The 18,634-nt window shown below is 34.4% G+C and carries 18 protein-coding genes; 15 read left to right on the plus strand and 3 right to left on the minus strand.

The genetic code is table 11. The annotated features are described in order from the left end of the window. Positions 1-104: 104 nt before the first annotated feature. The 9 genes from ACNFIH_RS02990 to ACNFIH_RS03030 all read left to right on the plus strand — a co-directional run bounded on the left by ACNFIH_RS02990 (position 105) and on the right by ACNFIH_RS03030 (position 8,281). Positions 105-545: a GlcG/HbpS family heme-binding protein gene (locus ACNFIH_RS02990; protein ID WP_426485427.1), complete on the plus strand. Its 441-nt coding sequence runs from the start codon at positions 105-107 to the stop codon at positions 543-545. A gap of 62 nt (positions 546-607) precedes the next feature. Next, positions 608-1,603 (plus strand): L-glyceraldehyde 3-phosphate reductase, encoded by a 996-nt coding sequence (gene mgrA / locus ACNFIH_RS02995; RefSeq protein ID WP_426485428.1) that lies wholly within the window; start codon positions 608-610, stop codon positions 1,601-1,603. Positions 1,604-1,626: 23 nt separating this feature from the next. After that, positions 1,627-3,090 carry a glycoside hydrolase family 30 protein gene (locus ACNFIH_RS03000; protein WP_426485429.1) on the plus strand — a complete coding sequence of 488 codons (1,464 nt, stop codon included), beginning with the start codon at positions 1,627-1,629 and terminating at the stop codon, positions 3,088-3,090. A gap of 15 nt (positions 3,091-3,105) precedes the next feature. Further along, complete coding sequence (locus ACNFIH_RS03005) at positions 3,106-3,741, plus strand: carbohydrate-binding protein (protein ID WP_426485430.1); 636 nt, start codon at positions 3,106-3,108, stop codon at positions 3,739-3,741. A 157-nt stretch (positions 3,742-3,898) separates the two neighbouring features. Next, positions 3,899-4,489 (plus strand): TetR/AcrR family transcriptional regulator, encoded by a 591-nt coding sequence (locus tag ACNFIH_RS03010; RefSeq protein ID WP_426485431.1) that lies wholly within the window; start codon positions 3,899-3,901, stop codon positions 4,487-4,489. Positions 4,490-4,663: 174 nt separating this feature from the next. After that, entirely contained in the window at positions 4,664-5,110 is a 447-nt protein-coding gene (locus ACNFIH_RS03015; RefSeq protein WP_426485432.1) for a PaaI family thioesterase, read from the plus strand. A 55-nt stretch (positions 5,111-5,165) separates the two neighbouring features. After that, entirely contained in the window at positions 5,166-6,716 is a 1,551-nt protein-coding gene (locus ACNFIH_RS03020; RefSeq protein WP_426485433.1) for a DHA2 family efflux MFS transporter permease subunit, read from the plus strand. 69 nt (positions 6,717-6,785) lie between these two features. Beyond that, positions 6,786-7,373 (plus strand): TetR/AcrR family transcriptional regulator, encoded by a 588-nt coding sequence (locus tag ACNFIH_RS03025; RefSeq protein WP_426485434.1) that lies wholly within the window; start codon positions 6,786-6,788, stop codon positions 7,371-7,373. 95 nt (positions 7,374-7,468) lie between these two features. Continuing rightward, the gene (locus tag ACNFIH_RS03030; RefSeq protein WP_426485435.1) at positions 7,469-8,281 is read left to right on the plus strand and encodes an SDR family NAD(P)-dependent oxidoreductase; all 813 of its coding nucleotides are present in this window, start codon (positions 7,469-7,471) and stop codon (positions 8,279-8,281) included. Between the two features lie 83 nt (positions 8,282-8,364). Here ACNFIH_RS03030 and ACNFIH_RS03035 read toward each other — a convergent pair whose 3' ends face one another. Together ACNFIH_RS03035 and ACNFIH_RS03040 are read right to left on the minus strand one after the other, a co-directional pair. Beyond that, positions 8,365-10,569, minus strand: a complete 2,205-nt coding sequence (locus tag ACNFIH_RS03035; protein WP_426485436.1) for a TonB-dependent receptor — start codon at positions 10,567-10,569, stop codon at positions 8,365-8,367. A 125-nt stretch (positions 10,570-10,694) separates the two neighbouring features. Continuing rightward, complete coding sequence (locus tag ACNFIH_RS03040; protein WP_426485437.1) at positions 10,695-11,708, minus strand: zinc-binding alcohol dehydrogenase family protein; 1,014 nt, start codon at positions 11,706-11,708, stop codon at positions 10,695-10,697. Between the two features lie 750 nt (positions 11,709-12,458). Between ACNFIH_RS03040 and ACNFIH_RS03045 the strand changes: the two genes are divergently transcribed. From ACNFIH_RS03045 to ACNFIH_RS03070, 6 genes are all read left to right on the plus strand, one after another. Beyond that, positions 12,459-13,031: an N-acetyltransferase family protein gene (locus ACNFIH_RS03045; RefSeq protein ID WP_426485438.1), complete on the plus strand. Its 573-nt coding sequence runs from the start codon at positions 12,459-12,461 to the stop codon at positions 13,029-13,031. 84 nt (positions 13,032-13,115) lie between these two features. Beyond that, complete coding sequence (locus ACNFIH_RS03050) at positions 13,116-13,568, plus strand: carboxymuconolactone decarboxylase family protein (RefSeq protein ID WP_035645151.1); 453 nt, start codon at positions 13,116-13,118, stop codon at positions 13,566-13,568. 94 nt (positions 13,569-13,662) lie between these two features. After that, positions 13,663-14,001 (plus strand): YciI family protein, encoded by a 339-nt coding sequence (locus ACNFIH_RS03055; RefSeq protein ID WP_035644505.1) that lies wholly within the window; start codon positions 13,663-13,665, stop codon positions 13,999-14,001. Between the two features lie 195 nt (positions 14,002-14,196). Next, positions 14,197-15,444 carry an RNA polymerase sigma factor gene (locus ACNFIH_RS03060; protein WP_426485439.1) on the plus strand — a complete coding sequence of 416 codons (1,248 nt, stop codon included), beginning with the start codon at positions 14,197-14,199 and terminating at the stop codon, positions 15,442-15,444. Between the two features lie 20 nt (positions 15,445-15,464). Next, entirely contained in the window at positions 15,465-16,337 is an 873-nt protein-coding gene (locus ACNFIH_RS03065) for a helix-turn-helix domain-containing protein (RefSeq protein WP_426485440.1), read from the plus strand. Positions 16,338-16,416: 79 nt separating this feature from the next. Further along, positions 16,417-17,466: an alpha/beta hydrolase gene (locus ACNFIH_RS03070; protein WP_426485441.1), complete on the plus strand. Its 1,050-nt coding sequence runs from the start codon at positions 16,417-16,419 to the stop codon at positions 17,464-17,466. Between the two features lie 236 nt (positions 17,467-17,702). Here the strand turns inward: ACNFIH_RS03070 and ACNFIH_RS03075 are convergent, their stop codons facing one another. Then, entirely contained in the window at positions 17,703-18,581 is an 879-nt protein-coding gene (locus tag ACNFIH_RS03075; RefSeq protein WP_426485442.1) for an NAD(P)H-binding protein, read from the minus strand. Between the last annotated feature and the right edge of the window lie 53 nt (positions 18,582-18,634).

The raw sequence follows: 18,634 nt of genomic DNA on the forward strand, positions 1-18,634 counted from the left end.
TAAATATAAGAGGTTTTATTTATTATTATTTCTTGATCTAGTTTAAGAAATGAAATAATTTATTACTGCAATTTTGAAAAAATTATTTGCTATAACCTAAAAAAATGAACGAACAAACTATAAAAGCTCAAATTGCTCTGGCTTTCGCCGAAATTGAAAAACTGATTCCAGAATATCTTCAAATAGAAGAAGACAAAAGAATTTCAAACGGAAATGTTGCGGTTTGCATCATTGATGAAAATGGAAGTGTACACGGCAAAATGTACGGAAATGATAAAGCGCGTCAAAGACAATCTTATAAAATTGCCTGGACAAAAGCTAGTCAGGTTTGGCTTACCGGCGTAAAAACAGGAGAATATGAGAAAATGGTTTTCAACGGAATTGTAGATGAAAACGCCAACGGAATCGAAGCTCCAGATTTAATAGGTTGGCAAGGCGGACAACCAATAACGTTAAGCAATGGAACAAAATTATCTATTGGTTTCAGCGGCTTCAGAGGCACAACCGATTTAGAAATTGCTGAAAAAGCTTTTGAACAGCTATAGCCTTTAAGCTTAAAAATAATTCATAATTCATAATTCATAATTCATAATTCATAATTAAAAAAATGACCTATATTCCAGATTCAAACCGTTATCAAAAAATGCAATACCGTCGTTGCGGAAACAGCGGATTACTTTTGCCAGCTCTTTCGCTAGGATTGTGGCATAACTTTGGCGGAATTGACAACGTTGATAATGCACGCGAAATTCTGCATACTGCCTTTAATAATGGTATTACACACTTTGATCTTGCCAATAATTACGGTCCGCCGGCGGGTTCTGCAGAAAGCACTTTTGGCGAAATATTCAAACAAGATTTCAAAAATTATAGAGATGAACTTTTGATCTCAACAAAAGCCGGATGGCCAATGTGGGATGGACCTTACGGTGATTTTGGTTCAAAAAAACATTTAATTGCAAGTTTGGATCAAAGTTTAAAACGAATGGGACTTGGCTATGTTGATATTTTTTATCATCACAGGCCAGATCCAAATACGCCTATGGAAGAAACAATGGCTGCTCTGGATTTGATTGTTCGTCAGGGAAAAGCTTTATACGTTGGAGTTTCCAGTTATAGTCCGGCTGAAACCGAAAAAGCATATGCTATATTGAAGAATTTAGGAACGCCTTGTGTAATTCATCAACCTAAATATTCTATGTTTGAACGTTCTGTTGAAGATGGACTTTTGGATGTTTTAGAAGTAAACGGAATTGGCGGAATTGCCTTTTCGCCTCTCGCGCAAGGGCTTTTGACCAACAAATATTTAAACGGAATTCCGGAAAATTCAAGAGCTAATGCAAATCGCGGGAATGGTGCAATGGAAAAAGATGCTATTACCGAAGAAAATATTGCTAAAGTTCGCCGATTAAATAAAATGGCCGAAGAACGCGGTCAAAGTTTAGCGCAAATGGCATTGGCGTGGGTTTTGAAAGACAAACGAATTTCATCTGTAATCATTGGCGCAAGCAAACCAGAACAAGTAATGGATTCTTTAGGATGTCTTCAAAATACTTCATTTTCAGAATATGAACTGCAGACTATCGATCAGATTTTAAGCTAATATCTAAACCAAAAACCTCAATTATGACTATTAATACGAACAAAACATGTCTGACCATCATGTTATCCGGATTTTTATCTGTTGGTTTACTGGCACAACAAAAAGCTAGTAAAACAACAGATTATAAAAGCGTTACCGTTTATGTAACGGCTAAAAATACGGACAAAAAACTAAGCAAAACCGAAACACTTTCTTTTTCTGCAAAACCACAAACAACAGAAAAAGAAATTGCGGTTTTTGTTGATCCAGCCAAAACTTATCAAACCATGTTAGGAATTGGAGGCGCATTAACTGATGCTTCGGCAGAAGTTTTTTATCAGCTTCCAAAAGATAAACAGCAGGAAATCCTGACGGCTTATTATGATACGGACAAAGGAATTGGATATACTTTAGCACGTACAAACATGCAAAGTTGTGATTTTTCGAGCGATATTTACAGTTATATTCAGGAAGGCGATAAAGATTTGAAAACCTTCGATATTAGCCACGACAGAAAATATAGAATTCCGTTTATTAAAGAAGTTATTGCTAAAGCCGGAGGCAAAATAACGTTGTATGCTTCACCTTGGAGTCCACCAGCGTGGATGAAAACCAATAATAATGTTTTGCAAGGCGGAACTTTAAAACCTGAATATCACCAAAGTTGGGCTAACTTTTTTGTGAAATTTATAAAAGAATACGAAAAAGAAGGCATTCCGATTTGGGGTTACACAGTTCAAAATGAGCCAATGGCGGTTCAACGCTGGGAATCTTGCATTTTTACTGCTGAAGAAGAACGTGATTTCATCAAAAACTTTCTTGGGCCAACCATGCAGAAAGCCGGACTTTCAAAAAAGAAACTGATTATGTGGGATCACAATCGTGATTTAATGTATCAGCGTGTGAGTACGGTTTTGGAAGATAAAGATGCTGCCAAATATGTTTGGGGCGTTGGTTATCACTGGTACGAAGACTGGATGAAAAACGGAATGAATTTCGAGGCTGAACGCCGAGTTGCCGAAGCTTTTCCAGATAAACCTTTAATTTTAACAGAAGGCTGTGCAGCCGATTTTGATCAAAAATTATTAACCGACTGGAGTTACGGCGAGAAATACGGAATGTCGATGATCAACGATTTTAATATTGGAACCGTTGCCTGGACAGACTGGAATGTTTTATTAGATGAAAAAGGCGGACCAAACCACGTTCAGAATTTCTGCATGTCCCCTATTCACGCCGATCTTAAAACCGGAAATTTAATTTATACCAATGGCTATTATTATTTAGGACATTTCTCTAAATTCATTCGTCCGGGAGCGAAACGTATTGCTTGTAATTCAAGCAGTAATAAACTTTTATCTACGGCTTTTGTAAATGAAAACAATAAACTAGAAGTTGTCGTAATGAATTCAGGAGAAACTGATGTTGACTATTTTCTTTGGATAAAAGGAAAAGCGGCGAAAGTAACCAGTGCTGCACATTCAATTGCAACTTTAGAAGTTCAATAATTTAAATACAATTCTATGAAAGCATTTTTAATAGTGAATATCATTTTATTGAATTGTTTTGTTTGTATGTCACAAACATCAAAAGCTTTTAAACCGCAACAGATTCCAGGTAAAATTGAATGCGAATTGTACGATCAAGGTGGCCAAGGAATTGCTTATCATGATACTGATGCTGTAAACAATGGAAGTGGAAAGTTGAATCCCGTAAATGGAAATCCGCTGAATGAATTTCGTATAAAGGAAGGTGTTGATATTTCGTATTCGAAAGACGGTGACATTGATAATAATCCGTATAATAAAGTTCCGAGAAGCATTGGAGATCTTTACATAGGCTGGACAATGCCAGGAGAATGGATTAATTATACGGTTGAAGTAACCAAATCCGGAACTTATAAAATAAGTGCGCTTTATACCGCAAACGGTGATGGCGAAATCAGTATCGAGGTTGACGGAAAAGATGCGACAGGAAAAATGAAAATTACCTCAACACATGATGACAAAGATCCAATCGATTGGCGACAATGGCATCATTGGAACAGTTCAGATTCCATTGGAACAATTAAATTGAAGAAAGGCAAACAAACGCTTCGTCTTCATATTGTTTCAAATGGTAATATGAATTTTGATTATTTGACCTTTACTGCCCAATAATTTATAATGCCCCCAAAAGCTCCCAGTACTAACCAAATGGGAGCTTTTATTTTTTTAAAAAAAATATTTTTCCTCGCTGATTTTAAAATAAATCCAAAAAAAGATTAAAAAATAATACCGATTGGTATATATTTGCATTGTCGAAATGATTTTTATCATGAGTAAAGCAGAAAAAACCAAACAATTTATTATAGAGCAAACTGCGCCCATCTTTAATATGAAAGGCTACAGCGGCACTTCGATGAGCGATATTACGGAAGCAACCGGATTGACAAAAGGAAGTATTTACGGGAATTTCGAAAATAAAGATGAAGTGGCACTTGCGGCGTTTAAATTTAATGTAAAGAAACTTCAGGACGCCTTTTCGAGAGAAATTGACCAACAGACTACTTTTAAAGGGAAATTATTAGCGTACCCAAAGTTATACTCTGAATATGCAAATTTGAAAGTCACAAAAGGCGGTTGTCCAATTTTAAATACCGCAACAGAATCTGATGATACACATCCAATCCTGAAAAAATCGGCGGAAAGAACCCTTAACTATTGGAAGGAAAAAATAATGTATTTCATCGATCAGGGAATTCAAAACGGAGAATTCAAAGCAAAATCAATTGATACTGAAAGAACTGCATTGACTATAATAGCTTTAATTGAAGGCGCTATAATGATCAGCAAACTAACTAACAGTCTAGATAATTTGTCAAGTATTATGACTTCGGTTTACAAAATAATAGACGATTTAGAATAAAGCAATTTCAGATAGTTGCTTTTTTTTAGCAAACAAAATATACCAATCGGTATTATCTAATTATAAATTGTTAATTATGAATTATAAATGTAATTGTCAGGCTGAGCAAAGTCGAAGCCTCTGATAAACTTTAAACTTTAAACCTGAAACCTGAAACTTTAAAATTAAAATAAAATGCAAAAAACAAGATTACAAGTACTTCAAGATCATTTAGACAGAGAATTTACAGCTTCGCCCTCACCTTTTATGCTTTGGATGAAACCAATCGTTATGGTAGCTGAACCTGGTACCGTCACTTTTAAATATATCGTGAGAGAAGAAATGTCAAATCCGATTAAATCTCTGCATGGAGGCGTCACTGCAGCAATTGCAGACGATTGTATTGGTGCTACTTTATTTTCTTTAGATGAAGAACATTTTTACACTACAATCAACCTCAACATTGATTATTTTGCTCCGGCGCATGTTGGCGATACGATTTTAGCAAAAACCGCTATCATCAAAAAAGGAAAACAATTTGTAAACGCCCAATGCGAAATCTGGAACGAAGCTGAAACCCGACTAATTGCCAGAGCTTATTCGAATCTATTTAAAACCAATGTAATCAAAAAAGTGCTTTAATTTTTCAAAGCCTTTTTTTTAATCAAAAATATACCAATTGGTATAAAATATAATTATGACACCATTACAACGAAAACTTCTGATTTTAACCGTAATCCTTGCCGCGATTATGGAACTTATTGATATTTCAATTGTCAATGTTGCGCTTTCGCACATGAGTGGCAATTTAGGCGCAACTTTAGAAGATACCTCTTGGGTCATAACTGCTTATGCCATTGCCAATGTAATCATTATACCTATTACGAGTTTTTTAAGTGCCAATCTCGGACGTCGAAATTATTACATTGGCTCGGTTATTTTGTTTACTTTCTGTTCTTTTATGTGCGGGCATTCATCGAACATCTGGATGCTCGTCTTTTTTAGATTCTTTCAGGGAATTGGCGGAGGCGCTTTATTATCTATATCTCAGGTCGTTGTATTTGAGCTTTTTCCGAAAGACAAACAATCAACGGCAGGCGCTTTATTTGGAGCCGGAATTTTCATCGGACCAACAATCGGACCAACACTTGGCGGTTACATTACTGAAAACTACGATTGGCCCTGGATTTTCCTGATCAATATTCCTATCGGGATTTTGGTTACAATTTCTTGTCTTTTTCTGCTGAAAGAACCACCCGTAAAACCAGAAATCGCCAAAGTAGACTGGATTGGAATTGCGTTATTGGCAATTGGAGTCGGTGCTCTTCAAACTGTTTTGGAGCGAGGCGAAGTCGAAGATTGGTTTGAAACCCGTTATATTGTAGTTCTTGCTGTTATTGCATCAATTTCCTTATTGACTTTCATTTATTGGGAATTAACGATTGATAAACCTGTAGTTAATCTTCGGGTTCTTAAAAGCAAATCACTAAGTATTGCTGCCATTCTAACTTTTGTCACCGGATTTGGAATGTTTATTTCGATATATATCAGTCCCGTTGTGGCACAACGTCTTTTGAGTTTTTCACCATATCAAACTGGTTTGCTTTTGTTACCCGGCGCTTTATTTGCATTGGTCGCCTTAAAACTCTGCGGAACATTATTACAAAAAGGCGTTTCTCCGGTTCTTATTATTGCTTCAGGATTTCTTTTGTTTATTTATTTCAATTGGAGAATGTCTGAAATAACCTTGGATACGAGTGCTTTTGAAGTATCAACAGCTTTAATTTTTCGCGCTTTAGGAATGGCTTTATTGACTGTTCCATTAACGATGCTGGCAGTTTCTTCGCTTGATGATAAAGATGTTGGACAAGGCGCTGCACTCAATAATATGATGCGTCAATTAGGCGGTTCTTTTGGCGTTTCTATTATCAATACCTATATCGCGCATCGTTTTGCAGAACACAGAAATGTTTTAATTTCGAATGTAACTTTGGATAACACAAAAGCCATGAACCGAATTAATGCTTATATCAATTATTTCCAACATAGAGGCTTTTCATATAACGAAGCAAAGTCAAAAGCATTAAAACTAATGGAAAATATCGTGACCAGACAATCTTCTTTATTGAGTTATCGGGATGCTTTTCTTCTTGTAGGTTTATTTTTTGTCATCACGCTTCCCTTGTTATTGCTGGTAATGAACAAGTCTAAAAAGCCAAAAACGAATATAATTTTATCCGATCATTAAAAAAAACATCAAAAAATTTGTTTTTATGACCAATCGGTCATATATTTGTACCGTTAAATAAAAGCTATCATGGCAAAGGGAGAAGAAACCAGACAATTTATCATAGAAAAAGCAGCACCTATTTTTAATACAAAAGGGATTGCAGCAACATCTATGAGCGATATTATGGAGGCAACCAAATTGTCAAAAGGAAGCATGTACGTTCATTTTGAAAACAAAGAAGTCCTGGCCTGCGCTGCGGTCGATCATAATATGAAAGTGTTAGGTGATAAACTAGTGTCAGAAGTCAGTAAAGGCAAAACAGCGAAAGAAGAATTATTTACGTATATCGATTTTTTTAGTAATGCTGTAAATCCACCTTTAACAGGAGGTTGCCCATTATTAAATTTTGGAACCGAAGCTGACGACACCAACCCTATTGTAAAAGAGAAAATCAATAAAGGCTGTAATGCTAATCAACAATTATTAGCCAGCAGTGTCAATAAAGGAATCGCCAACGGAGAATTCAAACCAAACTGGAATGCCGAAGAATTTGCAGTAATCATGTTTGCCATGATGGAAGGCGGTCATTTAATTTCAAGAATGTCAGGCAACAACGATAAAATGAAAATTATCGCTAAAACCCTCAAAAATATAATAGAGAAAAACAGCCTCTAATTTTTTTTATCAAAAAAATGACCGATTGGTCATAAATTTTAAAAATTAAATATAATAATTCACAACTCATCATTAACAATTAAAAATTAGAAAACATGTCAAAAACAATTTTAATTTCAGGAGCATCAAAAGGATTCGGAAGAGCCTGGACAGAAGCATTTTTAGCAAAAGGATACAAGGTAGCTGCAACAGCCAGAAATATTGATACCCTAGCCGACTTAAAAGCACAATACGGAGACGCGATTTTACCTCTTAAACTAGACGTAAACAACCGCTCAGAGTCGTTTGCAGTGATAGAAAAAGTACAACAGCATTTCGGAACTATAGATATCCTGATTAATAATGCAGGTTACGCTTTAAACGGAGCTGTAGAAGAAGCTACAGAAAGCGAAGCAAGAGCACAATTCGAAACTAATTTCTTTGGTACACTTTGGTTAACACAAGCGGTATTGCCAATTATGAGAAAACAACAAAGTGGCCATATTATTCAGGTTTCTTCTATTTTAGGAATCGCTACTTTACCAATCATTGGTTTATATAACGCTTCTAAATTTGCCGTTGAAGGTCTTACTGAAACATTAGCTTCAGAAGTAAAACAATTCGGAATTAACGTTACTTTGGTTGAACCAAATGGTTATGTTACTGATATTTGGGGCAACGGAATCATTAGCGAAAGCATTCCTGCTTATGATGGAATCAAAAAAGCGATTGCAGATGGACATGATCCTGATACTTTCGGAAAAACAAGCGCTACAGTTCCGGCTATCATTAAATTAGTCGAAGCCGCAAATCCTCCTTTACGCCTATTTTTAGGAAAAGTAGCTTTACCATTTGCTAAACAAACCTACGAACAAAAACTAAAAACCTGGGAAGAATGGGCAGATATTTCTGTTGCCGCTCACGGTTAATTTGATTTCTGATTTTAATTGAAAAAGCGAGACCAATTCTGTATAGAAAGTCTCGCTTTTTTTATGCTTAAATTTTTAAGTTTTTACCAGCTGTATTTCAAAATCAATCGGGCATTAAATGGAGTTCCTGCTGTAAAATGAATTTCTTCAACTGGAGCTGTTTCATTTGCTAATCTTGATTCGGTCAAAAATTGGGTTTCTTTCCATTTGGTATCAAAAATATTGTCAATGTTCACTCCTATTGATACTTTTTTAATCTGATAATTTACAGAGAAATCCGTGATGCAATATCCTTTTGCCACAACCGAATTGTCTTCATTTGCTGGACGATCACCCAGGAAACGGGTTCTTAAACTTCCAGAAAAGCCTTTTAAATCTTTTACCGAAAATCCGTTCATCAAAGTATGAACCGGCGCTAATGGCAAATAATCATTTCCTTTTGGCTCGTCAAGCGAACGTGCATGCGTATACGTATAATCAGTATTCCAGAATAACCAATTTGTTAATTGATATCTGAAACCAAAATCAAAACCTTTTCGCTGTGTTTTACCGCTTGGTTCTACAACTGCCTCGTCTCCTACATACACAAATTCCTGTGCCAAATACAAATACCAAATTGCCGAATTCACAATCATTCTTGGAAATGGTTTCCAGTTAATTCCCAAATCTGCTCCGTAAGTTTCAGGTAAAATTTCCTGTCCTTTTTGTGCCACTACAACGCGGGTATCGTTACTATGAAAGCCTTTTCCTAATTTCAGAAAATATTGCAAGGTGTTATTTTGCGTATATAAAAAATTCAGTTTTGGACTTACAATTGCTTTACTTTCAGTTTGATTTGTATATACCGAAGCCAATTGATCTTCATAACCAAATTTGAAATAATCCATGCGCAAGCCAGCATTTACAAGCCATTTCCCAGAAGTAAAATCAAAACTCGTAAAAGAGAAAAGATTCGTCTGATTCACATTTCCTAAACTTAAATAATCTAAAACTGTTTTTCGGTTTAAAGTGTGCGATAACTCGACATCTTTATTATTATCATTTCGTAATCCTGCACCCAGTTTAAAACGCCAATTTTCATCCAATTTCTGGTCATATTCCGACTGAAAACCTACAATGGTTCTGTTTTCTTTCTGTTTGATTTGATCGCCATTTACCGGATCATTCAAGAAAAAAGTAAAATTAGAATACAATTCAAAATCATATTTGCTCAAATAAGCCGTATTTTTTATCTGTGTATTTTCATCAATTTTGGCGTCGTACTGCAAATTAAAATTGGTTCTGTCTGTATTTCCGCCTTCATTTGGATCAATTGCTCCAAAATGTGAAATTGTGCCATCATTCACCGCACGATCCGGAATTTGTCCGCTGGCATCCCACTGGCTTTTAAAATGAGATACAAACAAGGCTATTCGATCGCCGTTGTTTAATTTGGCGTTGTATTTAGCAAACAAATTGATTCGATTAAAGTTTTGAGGCGCGTCAAAATAACCATCGGTCATCATGTATTCTCCCGCAAAATACGCCGACTGATTTTCTTTATTCAATAAATTAAACAAAGCAACCGTTCTAAAAGTATCAAACTGACCGCCTTCAAAAGAAACAGAACTATGTTCCAATGCATTTTTGGTATTAAAACCAACATAACCCGCCGTTGTAAAATCTCCTTTATCAGCAAAATAAGATCCTTTGTCAAAATCAATATTATCAACTGTTTCCGGAATCACAAAGTGAAGATCAGAATATCCTTGTCCGTGCGCGTGCGAAACCATATTTACCGGCATTCCATCAACCGAGATATTAATATCTGTACCATGATCACAGTCAAATCCTCTTAAAAAAATCTGTTCTGCTTTTCCTCCACCAGCATGCTGACCGATGAATAATCCAGGAACTTTTCGCAATAAATCCTGAGAATTTGATATTGGCTGAATTTCTAAATCAATTTTTGAAATTGTATTCAGATATTTCAAATTGTTTGTAATCGTAACCTCTTCAAGCAAAAAAGGTTTTTCTTCTAATGAAATTGTCAAAAAATCTACAGAGACAAGCTTGATTTTTTGAGTAATAAATCCTTGTTTGCTGATTTCTAAACTATCATTTAATTGAGCGCCTTCTAAAGTAAATTTTCCGTTTACATCACTGTGTGCATGATTTTTTGAAACCAAATCACGAATTAAGACTTCAGAAAGTGGTTTTCCTTTTATATCATTAATAACTCCATTTATAGATTGTGCGTGGATTGAATAAGACAGAACGAAAAAAAGAATTGCAGATAAAAATTTCATTAGATAAGAGAAAATGATTTTGTAAATTTTGGTGTAAAAATAGGCCATCAAATACACTTTTCATAAAAAAAACTCCCATTTCTAAAAAGAAATAAGAGTTTTCAGTTTATTCTCGAAAAAATAATTTAGAATTTAATCGCAATTTTCCCAATCGTTTTTCCCGATTCCAAAAGTTGATGCGCTTTCTTTAAATTATCAGCTGTTAGTCCGTTTAAAGTCTCATTTAAAGTGGTTTTTAAAATTCCGTTATCAAGTAAATCCGCAACTTTGTTTAAAATGTGATGTTGCTCGATCATGTCTTCGGTTTGAAACATAGAACGTGTGTACATCAATTCCCATGAAAAAGAAACACTTTTGCTCTTTAAGCTGTTTAATGCAACAGGATTGCTACTTCCTGTAATTGAAGCAATATGACCTTGAGGTTTAATCAATTCAGTCATAATCTCCCAATAAGCATTGGTATCAACAAAATCCAAAATAAAGTCAACATGTTCAAAACCTGCTTTTCTAACTTCTGAAATCAGGTTTTTATGATCTACCACATAATCAGCGCCTTGATTCTTGCACCAATCAATTGTTTCAGGACGCGACGCTGTTGCAATAACCGTTAATCCGGCAATTTTCTTGGCCAATTGAATGGCAATCGAGCCAACACCGCCTGCTCCGCCAATAATTAAAATTGATTTCCCTTTGTCTTTTTCAGCATTAATTCTGATTCGGTCGAACAAAATTTCCCAAGCAGTCAAAGCGGTTAACGGAATTACAGCTGCTTCTTCAATACTTAATGATTTTGGTTTTCTGCCTACAATTCTTTCATCAATAATTTGAAATTCGGCGTTACTTCCTTGTTTTGTAATATCTCCGGCATAATAAACCGGATCTCCAACCTCAAATAAAGTCACTTTTTCGCCAACAGCCTGCACAATTCCAACGGCATCCCAACCAATGATTTTTGGTGTTTCAAGAACAGTATCTTTTGCGCTGTTTTGGCGGATTTTAAAATCGACGGGATTTACAGAAATCGCATCAATTTTTACTAATAAATCATGTGCCCCTGGCACGGGTTTTAGAGTTTCAAATTCTATAAAACTCTCTTTTTCTTCTATGGGTAGCGATGTTTTAAATCCTATTGCTTTCATTTCTTTTTAATTTTATATTAAAATATACTAACAAAGATACTAGTGGTTTAAATTATTGAAGTTGTATATTTTTATCCAATATCGGTAGAAATTTAGCAATCGTTAATTAGTTTCTCGCAGATTACAGATCCAAATCCTTTTTAAACATAAACAACTGAATTCCAAACACTTTAATTCGAGCTGTTTTAAAATTAAAAATATTTCGAACTTTTTTTAATAATTCAAAATCCAAGTTTCAACTTTTATCGTAGTTAAGGAGAAAATAGCTGGGATTCAGGTAAACTCAAATATCACTTTTTGGTCATTTTGAAATTTATCACATTTCTGGCTTTCGCTTGTTTTATTAATTTTTAGGAAATTACAGTTTGGACAAATTAGACATTGAAAGGTTAAAAAAATCTTTACACTATTTAAAGAGTAAACAAAGGGAATTGAAAAGGCATGATGAAAATGAAATCCGAAGTTTAGAATCGATTATTAAACATCAAAAAAACTACATGGTGGAGCAATATAAATTATTGTATTATGAACCATCAATCAAACAAGAAATCAAAAACACCGAAATTTTCATCGGCAAAGTACAGAAAATTATAGACATGTACCCCTAAACTGTTTGCAAGAATTTAATTTGGTTTATAATTCATCAACACTTCTAATTTTTTAAACTTTGACAAAATTTTATGCAATAGCTATATTTATATGGGTTTAAAATAAAGCCTTAAATTTGGTAATTCTAAAATACTTCAAAAAATGAATATCAGAAAAGCCAAAATATCAGATTCAGAACAAATTGCTCCCATTTTATTATTGGCAATGGAAGATATCATTTATAAATTCATCAAAAAAGAAGATTACGCTTCCGCGAAAGATTTCCTGCAGTATTTCATTGGAAGAGAAAACAATCAATATTCTTTTCAGAATTGTTTTATCGCTGAAGAAAATAATGAAATCATTGGCGCTGTGAACATTTATAATGGCGCTGATTTAGAAGCTTTAAGAACTCCAATTATCGAATATATCAGAAAGCATTTTAATCCCGAATTCGATCCTGAATTAGAGACAAAAGCCGGTGAATTTTATATTGATTCTTTGGGCGTGAATCCGAAATATCAGGGAAAAGGAATTGGTTCAAAACTGCTTCTGTTTCTTATTGAAAAATTTGTAACCAAAAACAATCAGACCTTAGGATTATTAGTTGAAGAAGATAACCCGAATGCCAAAAAACTATATTTAAATCTCGGATTTCAGCCTGTTGGCGAGAAAACTTTGGTCGGAAAAAAACTCGAACACCTTCAAATTAGCCCGAAAACATTGGTTTTTTAATTTTTTTTATATTTTTTTTCAAAATTTTGTCCAATTCTGAAACTTCAGTTGTCATTAGGGTATAAACAATTAAAATTATACAACATGGAAACTAGAATTAATGTATTCGAAAAAGGTCAAAAAGCAATCTCAACATTATTTGGCATCAGCGGTTATTTGAAAAAATCAGAACTAGAAAGATCACTTTTCGAATTAGTCGAAATTAGAATTTCTCAAATCAACAATTGCGCTTATTGTCTTGATATGCATACTAAAGAAGCGATGGCGCATGGTGAAACAACACAACGTTTATTTGGTTTGAGCGCATGGAAAGAAACGCCTTATTTTACACAGCGCGAAAGAGTTGCACTTGCTTATGCAGAAGCTGTAAATGCATGTGATGTTCCAGACGAAATCTATGATATCGCTAAAGCCGAATTTTCTGAAGAGGAATTAATCGATCTTACGCTTGCCATTGGTACAATCAACATGTGGAATCGTCTTAACATCGCTTTTGCGAATACTCCAGGAACTTACAGAGTGGGTCAATTTGGATAAATAAACCGAGCTGTTTTTATATTTGGTAAAAACACTAAATTTATATCATTATAAAAACAGCTTCTTTTTTATAAAATCATTAAAACGTATCAAAATGAACGAATTCATATTAATTTTCAGAAGAGATTTTACGACTAAAGAACTTCAGCCTTCGCCAGAAGAATATCAGCAACATTTGCAACAATGGCAAAACTGGTTTGGCGGACTTGCAGCGCAGGATAAATTAGCAAGACCTTTACAACGTTGGGACGGAAAAGGCAAATTGGTAACGTCAAACAAAGGAATCACTGACGGGCCTTTTGTTGAAATTAAAGAATCTATTGGCGGATTAATTGTAATAAAAGCCAAAGATTATGATGAAGCGGCAGCAATTGCACAAGGATGTCCAGTTTTGGACTTTGGTGGCAATGTCGAAATTAGAATGGCTGTTTAAAAATAGTTATGAGTTTTGAATTATGAATTATGAGTTATGAGTTGATAATTCTTAACGCAAAACTCATAATTCATAACTCATAATTCATAACTCATAACTCATAATTCAAAACTCATAATTCAAAACTCATAATTCAAAACTCATAATTCAAAACTCATAATTCAAAACTCATAATTCAAAACTCATAATTCATAATTGGAAAACAAAGAGCTTATACCCAATTTATTCAGAACAGAATACCAAAAAATTGTTTCGGTACTTTGCAGTTTGTTTGGCATTCATCATATTGAAATTGCCGAAGATATTGTGAGCGATACTTTTTTGGCTGCTTCTGAAACTTGGGCTATAAAAGGAATTCCAGAAAACCCAACGGCTTGGCTTTATACCGTTGCCAAAAACAAAACCAAAAATCATTTTAAGCGAAATGACATTTTTGAAAAGAAAATTGTTTCTGAAATCAAACACAATTCACCATTGAATGGTGAGGAAATTGAAATTGATTTATCGGAACAAAATATTGTGGATAGTCAGTTGGCGATGATTTTTACAGTCTGCAACCCTTGCAATTCAGACGAAGCGCAGATTGCATTGGCGCTGAATTTATTATGCGGATTTGGAATAAGTGAAATCTCAGATGCTTTTTTATCTAATAAAGAAGTGATTTACAAACGTATAAATCGTGCCAAAGAAAAACTCAAAGAAGAAAACATCAAAATCCAAAGTCCAAATCCAACTGAAATTATAGCACGAATTGATACCGTTTTAAAAACAATTTATCTGCTTTTTTCTGAGGGCTACTACTCGACTTCACAAAATACCACGCTTCGCAAAGATCTTTGTGCCGAAGCCATGCGCCTGAACTATTTACTGATTCAGAATCAAGCAACAAATTTACCCGCTACTAATGCTTTAATGGCATTAATGTGTTTTCATTCGTCCCGATTTGAAGCCCGAACATCAGAAAGCGGTGAGATTATTTTATATCAAGATCAGGATGAAAAACTTTGGAATCAGGAATTAATTGATCGCGGCACTTATTTTTTGGGTAAATCTTCCATCGGAAATACACTTTCAAAATACCATCTTGAAGCTGGAATTGCGTATTGGCACACCTTAAAAAGTGATACTTCGGAAAAATGGAAACATATTCTGGAACTTTACAATCATTTAATCATTTTAGAATATTCTCCAATTGTAGCTTTGAACCGCACTTTTGCCTTATCAAAAGTTATGGGCAAACAAGAAGCTATAATTGAAGCAGAAAAACTAAATTTGACTGATAATCATTTTTATTATTCTTTGCTCGGGAATTTATATATTGATATTGATAACCAAAAAGCAAAAAATCATTTTGAAATGGCTCTTAAATTGGCCAAAACAGTATCGGATAAAAATATTATCAGTAAAAACATTTTGGAACTTTCGTCCAAAACAAAGAATTAGAAATTAAAATAGCTTTGCCAATGCTCAACCATAATTTTTTTGAATCTAATTATAAAAAACTCGGCTTCTTTGCCTTGAATGAGGATTTTATTGAAGAAATTAATGGCGAAACGTACAAACCTTATATTAAAGTCCTTTATCTTCCTGAAGGATATTCTATCACAATTGATTTTAAACAATATCAGACTTCATGTCCTTCCCTATTCTTTATCAACAGCAATCAATATTTGCAAATTAACAAAGAAGGACAGAAACCAGGTTATTTTATGTATTATAACCGTGATTTTTATTGTGTTCAAATTCATGATGCCGAAGTCGCCTGCGATGGATTACTTTTCAATAATATTTTTGAAATGCCAATGACAGCCATTCCGGATAAAGAAGTTGTTTTTATTGATGGCATTTACAAGCAATTGCAACAAGAATTTGATTCACCCGATTCTTCTCAGGAAGAAATGATCCGAACGTATTTAAAACAGTTGATTATCAAAGCAACCCGAATCTGGAAAATACAGCAATTGGGCGTTTTGAATGATGAACCTTCAAAAGAAATGGATTTTTTCAGAGACTTCAGCCGATTGGTCGAAATTCATTTCAGAACCAAACATACCGTTGCTGATTATGCTGATATTCTTGGTGTTGCTCCAAAAACACTTTCGAATAAATTCAATCGATTAGAACTTCAGCAGCCAAATGATATTATAAAAGATCGCATTATTCTGGAAGCAAAACGACTTTTGGGCTATTCTTCATTAAGCGTAAAAGAGATTGCATATCAACTTGGTTACGAAGATCCGGCCTATTTTAACCGACTTTTTACCAATAAAGTTGGCGACACTCCGTCGAATTTCAAGAAAAAATACCTTCAAGGGAAAAATGTACAATTAGAATAGACTTTTATCTATTTTTAAGGCTTCATAACCACCATATCTTTGTCCTATCAAATTATAAATAATTAAAAAGATAAAAGATATGAAAACTATTAAAGTATTACAACAGCGTTTATTTATTGCAGCATTGTTAATTGTAAGTACAATTGCTTCAGCACAAGAAAGACCTTATAAAGGACAAAATGACCCGGAAATTTTTACAGAAGTCAGAGGCTTTTTAAACGCATTAAATTCAGGTGATGGAAAACCTTTGGAACAATTGCCAGTTGCTGATGCAAGAAATGTATTAGTTGGTGCACAAAAATCAGTGGAAGTTGATTATTCAGGCATTGAAGAATCTGAAAAAGTAATTTCTCAAAACGGATTAAAAGTAAAAATTCATATTACGAAACCTAAAGGCGCAAAAGGAAATGCACCAGTATTTATCTTTATTCACGGCGGTGGCTGGGTTTTAGGAGATTATCCAACTCATAGAAGATTAGTGAGAGATTTGGTTGTTGAAAGCGGTGCAGTGGCGGTTTTCCCAGATTATACTCCTTCTCCAGAAGCAAAATATCCTGTTGCAATCAATGAAATTTATGCAGCAACACAATGGGTTTCTGAAAACGGAAAAGAAATTGGTGTTGATGGTAAAAACCTTGCCGTTGTTGGAAACAGCGTTGGAGGAAATATGACTGCCGCAATCACTTTGATGGCAAAAGATAAAAAAGGTCCGCATATTAAATTACAAGTTTTATTATGGCCTGTAACTGATGCTAATTTTGAAACTGAATCTTATAATTTGTATGCAAACGGACGTTTCCTTACTAAAAATATGATGAAATGGTTTTGGGATAATTATTTACCAGAAACTTCAAAAAGAACTGAAAAATACGCTTCTCCATTACAAGCTAGTTTAGCTGAACTTAAAGATCTTCCTCCTGCATTAGTTCAAACTGCTGAAAATGATGTTTTAAGAGATGAAGGTGAAGCTTATGCAAGAAAGTTAAACGAAGCTGGAGTTCCTGTAACCTTGACAAGATACAACGGATTGATTCACGATTATGGACTTTTAAACCCAATTTCAAATGTTCCCGCTATTCAGACTGCTATTCAACAAGCTGCAATCGTAATCAAAACAACTTTAAAATAATAATCGAATATAAAATTAAAAAATGGGCAGAAATCATTCTGCCCATTTTTATTGCTCAAAAAATTAAAATAGGAAACTGGCTTATAAAAAATATCTTCATTAAATAAACCGTACTTTATCTTCGGGCATACTATTAAAATAAAAAAACAAAAAAAATCCTGTGGCAAAAGTAGCAAGTCATAAAACAGAAAAAATCACTATAAATAGTGATTTTTCGTTTTGGATCTTTTTAATTTTTAGAAATTTGAAGCAAACTCTTTTGCAAAATCTTCCAATTTGATTTTTCCATCGACAGTGGTTTTATTTTTCAGAAAATCTTCGGCAATTGCTCCACTTCTTAAGCCTGTTCCCATTTCTGTGTACAAACCTGCAATTTCTTCGGGCAATCCTGCCTGAGCCATGCCGTTTAAAGATTGTTCATCGGTAAACTCAATCCAAGGCAGTTCTGGTTTGCTAATTGCTGCTCCTAAGACTTTTGCAGCATCGCCTGGCGTACGAACGTCGCTAACAATATAACGGACATTTTTTCCTGATTCTGTTTTCTCTAATTCTTCGGCAACGGCAGTCGCAATATCTTCTGGATGAACATACGGAACAACAGTTGATGCTGGGTAATTTGCACCAATAATTCCGGCTCCTTTTATCATTGGAACATCATTATAAAAATTGGTGAAGAAAAATCCGGCACGTAAAAATGTTATTGAAGTGTTTTCTAACTTTTCGTATATTTTTTCAATGTTGTAAATTCCAGCGATTGGGCCAGTTCCACTTGGTAAATCAGCGCCAATACTACTTAGCATTACTACTCGCTTAATGCCTGAATTTTTAATTGCTCTTGCAAAAGCATTTCCTGCTTCGGTCATATTCGCCAGAATATTTGAACCTCCCATATTTGGTGGCGTCATAACATAAACTGCATCTGCCCCTGTGAATGCTTTTTCTAAAAAAGCAGCATCGCTCACAGAACCAATTGCAGGTTTTCCTCCCAATGCTTCAATAGCTTCGCTTCTATCAGAACTACTGCTAATAACGGTAACTTCATGCCCAGAAGCAATAAGTTTTTTCAATAATGGTTTTCCGATGTTCCCTAAAGAACCTGATATTGTAATTTTCATAAGTATATTTTTTTATTATCTGAAACAAAGGTATATTTGTACTTACTTTTACA

The sequence above is a fragment of the Flavobacterium sp. 2 genome (assembly GCF_049949195.1).
Classification (GTDB): domain Bacteria; phylum Bacteroidota; class Bacteroidia; order Flavobacteriales; family Flavobacteriaceae; genus Flavobacterium.

Excerpts from the sequence above, each read along its gene's own strand:
- ACNFIH_RS02990 (WP_426485427.1), top strand. The coding sequence starts at position 105 with ATGAACGAACAAACTATAAAAGCTCAAATTGCTCTGGCTTTCGCCGAA.
- mgrA (WP_426485428.1), top strand. The coding sequence starts at position 608 with ATGACCTATATTCCAGATTCAAACCGTTATCAAAAAATGCAATACCGT.
- ACNFIH_RS03000 (WP_426485429.1), top strand. The coding sequence starts at position 1,627 with ATGACTATTAATACGAACAAAACATGTCTGACCATCATGTTATCCGGA.
- ACNFIH_RS03005 (WP_426485430.1), top strand. The coding sequence starts at position 3,106 with ATGAAAGCATTTTTAATAGTGAATATCATTTTATTGAATTGTTTTGTT.
- ACNFIH_RS03010 (WP_426485431.1), top strand. The coding sequence starts at position 3,899 with ATGAGTAAAGCAGAAAAAACCAAACAATTTATTATAGAGCAAACTGCG.
- ACNFIH_RS03015 (WP_426485432.1), top strand. The coding sequence starts at position 4,664 with ATGCAAAAAACAAGATTACAAGTACTTCAAGATCATTTAGACAGAGAA.
- ACNFIH_RS03020 (WP_426485433.1), top strand. The coding sequence starts at position 5,166 with ATGACACCATTACAACGAAAACTTCTGATTTTAACCGTAATCCTTGCC.
- ACNFIH_RS03025 (WP_426485434.1), top strand. The coding sequence starts at position 6,786 with ATGGCAAAGGGAGAAGAAACCAGACAATTTATCATAGAAAAAGCAGCA.
- ACNFIH_RS03030 (WP_426485435.1), top strand. The coding sequence starts at position 7,469 with ATGTCAAAAACAATTTTAATTTCAGGAGCATCAAAAGGATTCGGAAGA.
- ACNFIH_RS03035 (WP_426485436.1), bottom strand. The coding sequence starts at position 10,569 with ATGAAATTTTTATCTGCAATTCTTTTTTTCGTTCTGTCTTATTCAATC.
- ACNFIH_RS03040 (WP_426485437.1), bottom strand. The coding sequence starts at position 11,708 with ATGAAAGCAATAGGATTTAAAACATCGCTACCCATAGAAGAAAAAGAG.
- ACNFIH_RS03045 (WP_426485438.1), top strand. The coding sequence starts at position 12,459 with ATGAATATCAGAAAAGCCAAAATATCAGATTCAGAACAAATTGCTCCC.
- ACNFIH_RS03050 (WP_035645151.1), top strand. The coding sequence starts at position 13,116 with ATGGAAACTAGAATTAATGTATTCGAAAAAGGTCAAAAAGCAATCTCA.
- ACNFIH_RS03055 (WP_035644505.1), top strand. The coding sequence starts at position 13,663 with ATGAACGAATTCATATTAATTTTCAGAAGAGATTTTACGACTAAAGAA.
- ACNFIH_RS03065 (WP_426485440.1), top strand. The coding sequence starts at position 15,465 with ATGCTCAACCATAATTTTTTTGAATCTAATTATAAAAAACTCGGCTTC.
- ACNFIH_RS03070 (WP_426485441.1), top strand. The coding sequence starts at position 16,417 with ATGAAAACTATTAAAGTATTACAACAGCGTTTATTTATTGCAGCATTG.
- ACNFIH_RS03075 (WP_426485442.1), bottom strand. The coding sequence starts at position 18,581 with ATGAAAATTACAATATCAGGTTCTTTAGGGAACATCGGAAAACCATTA.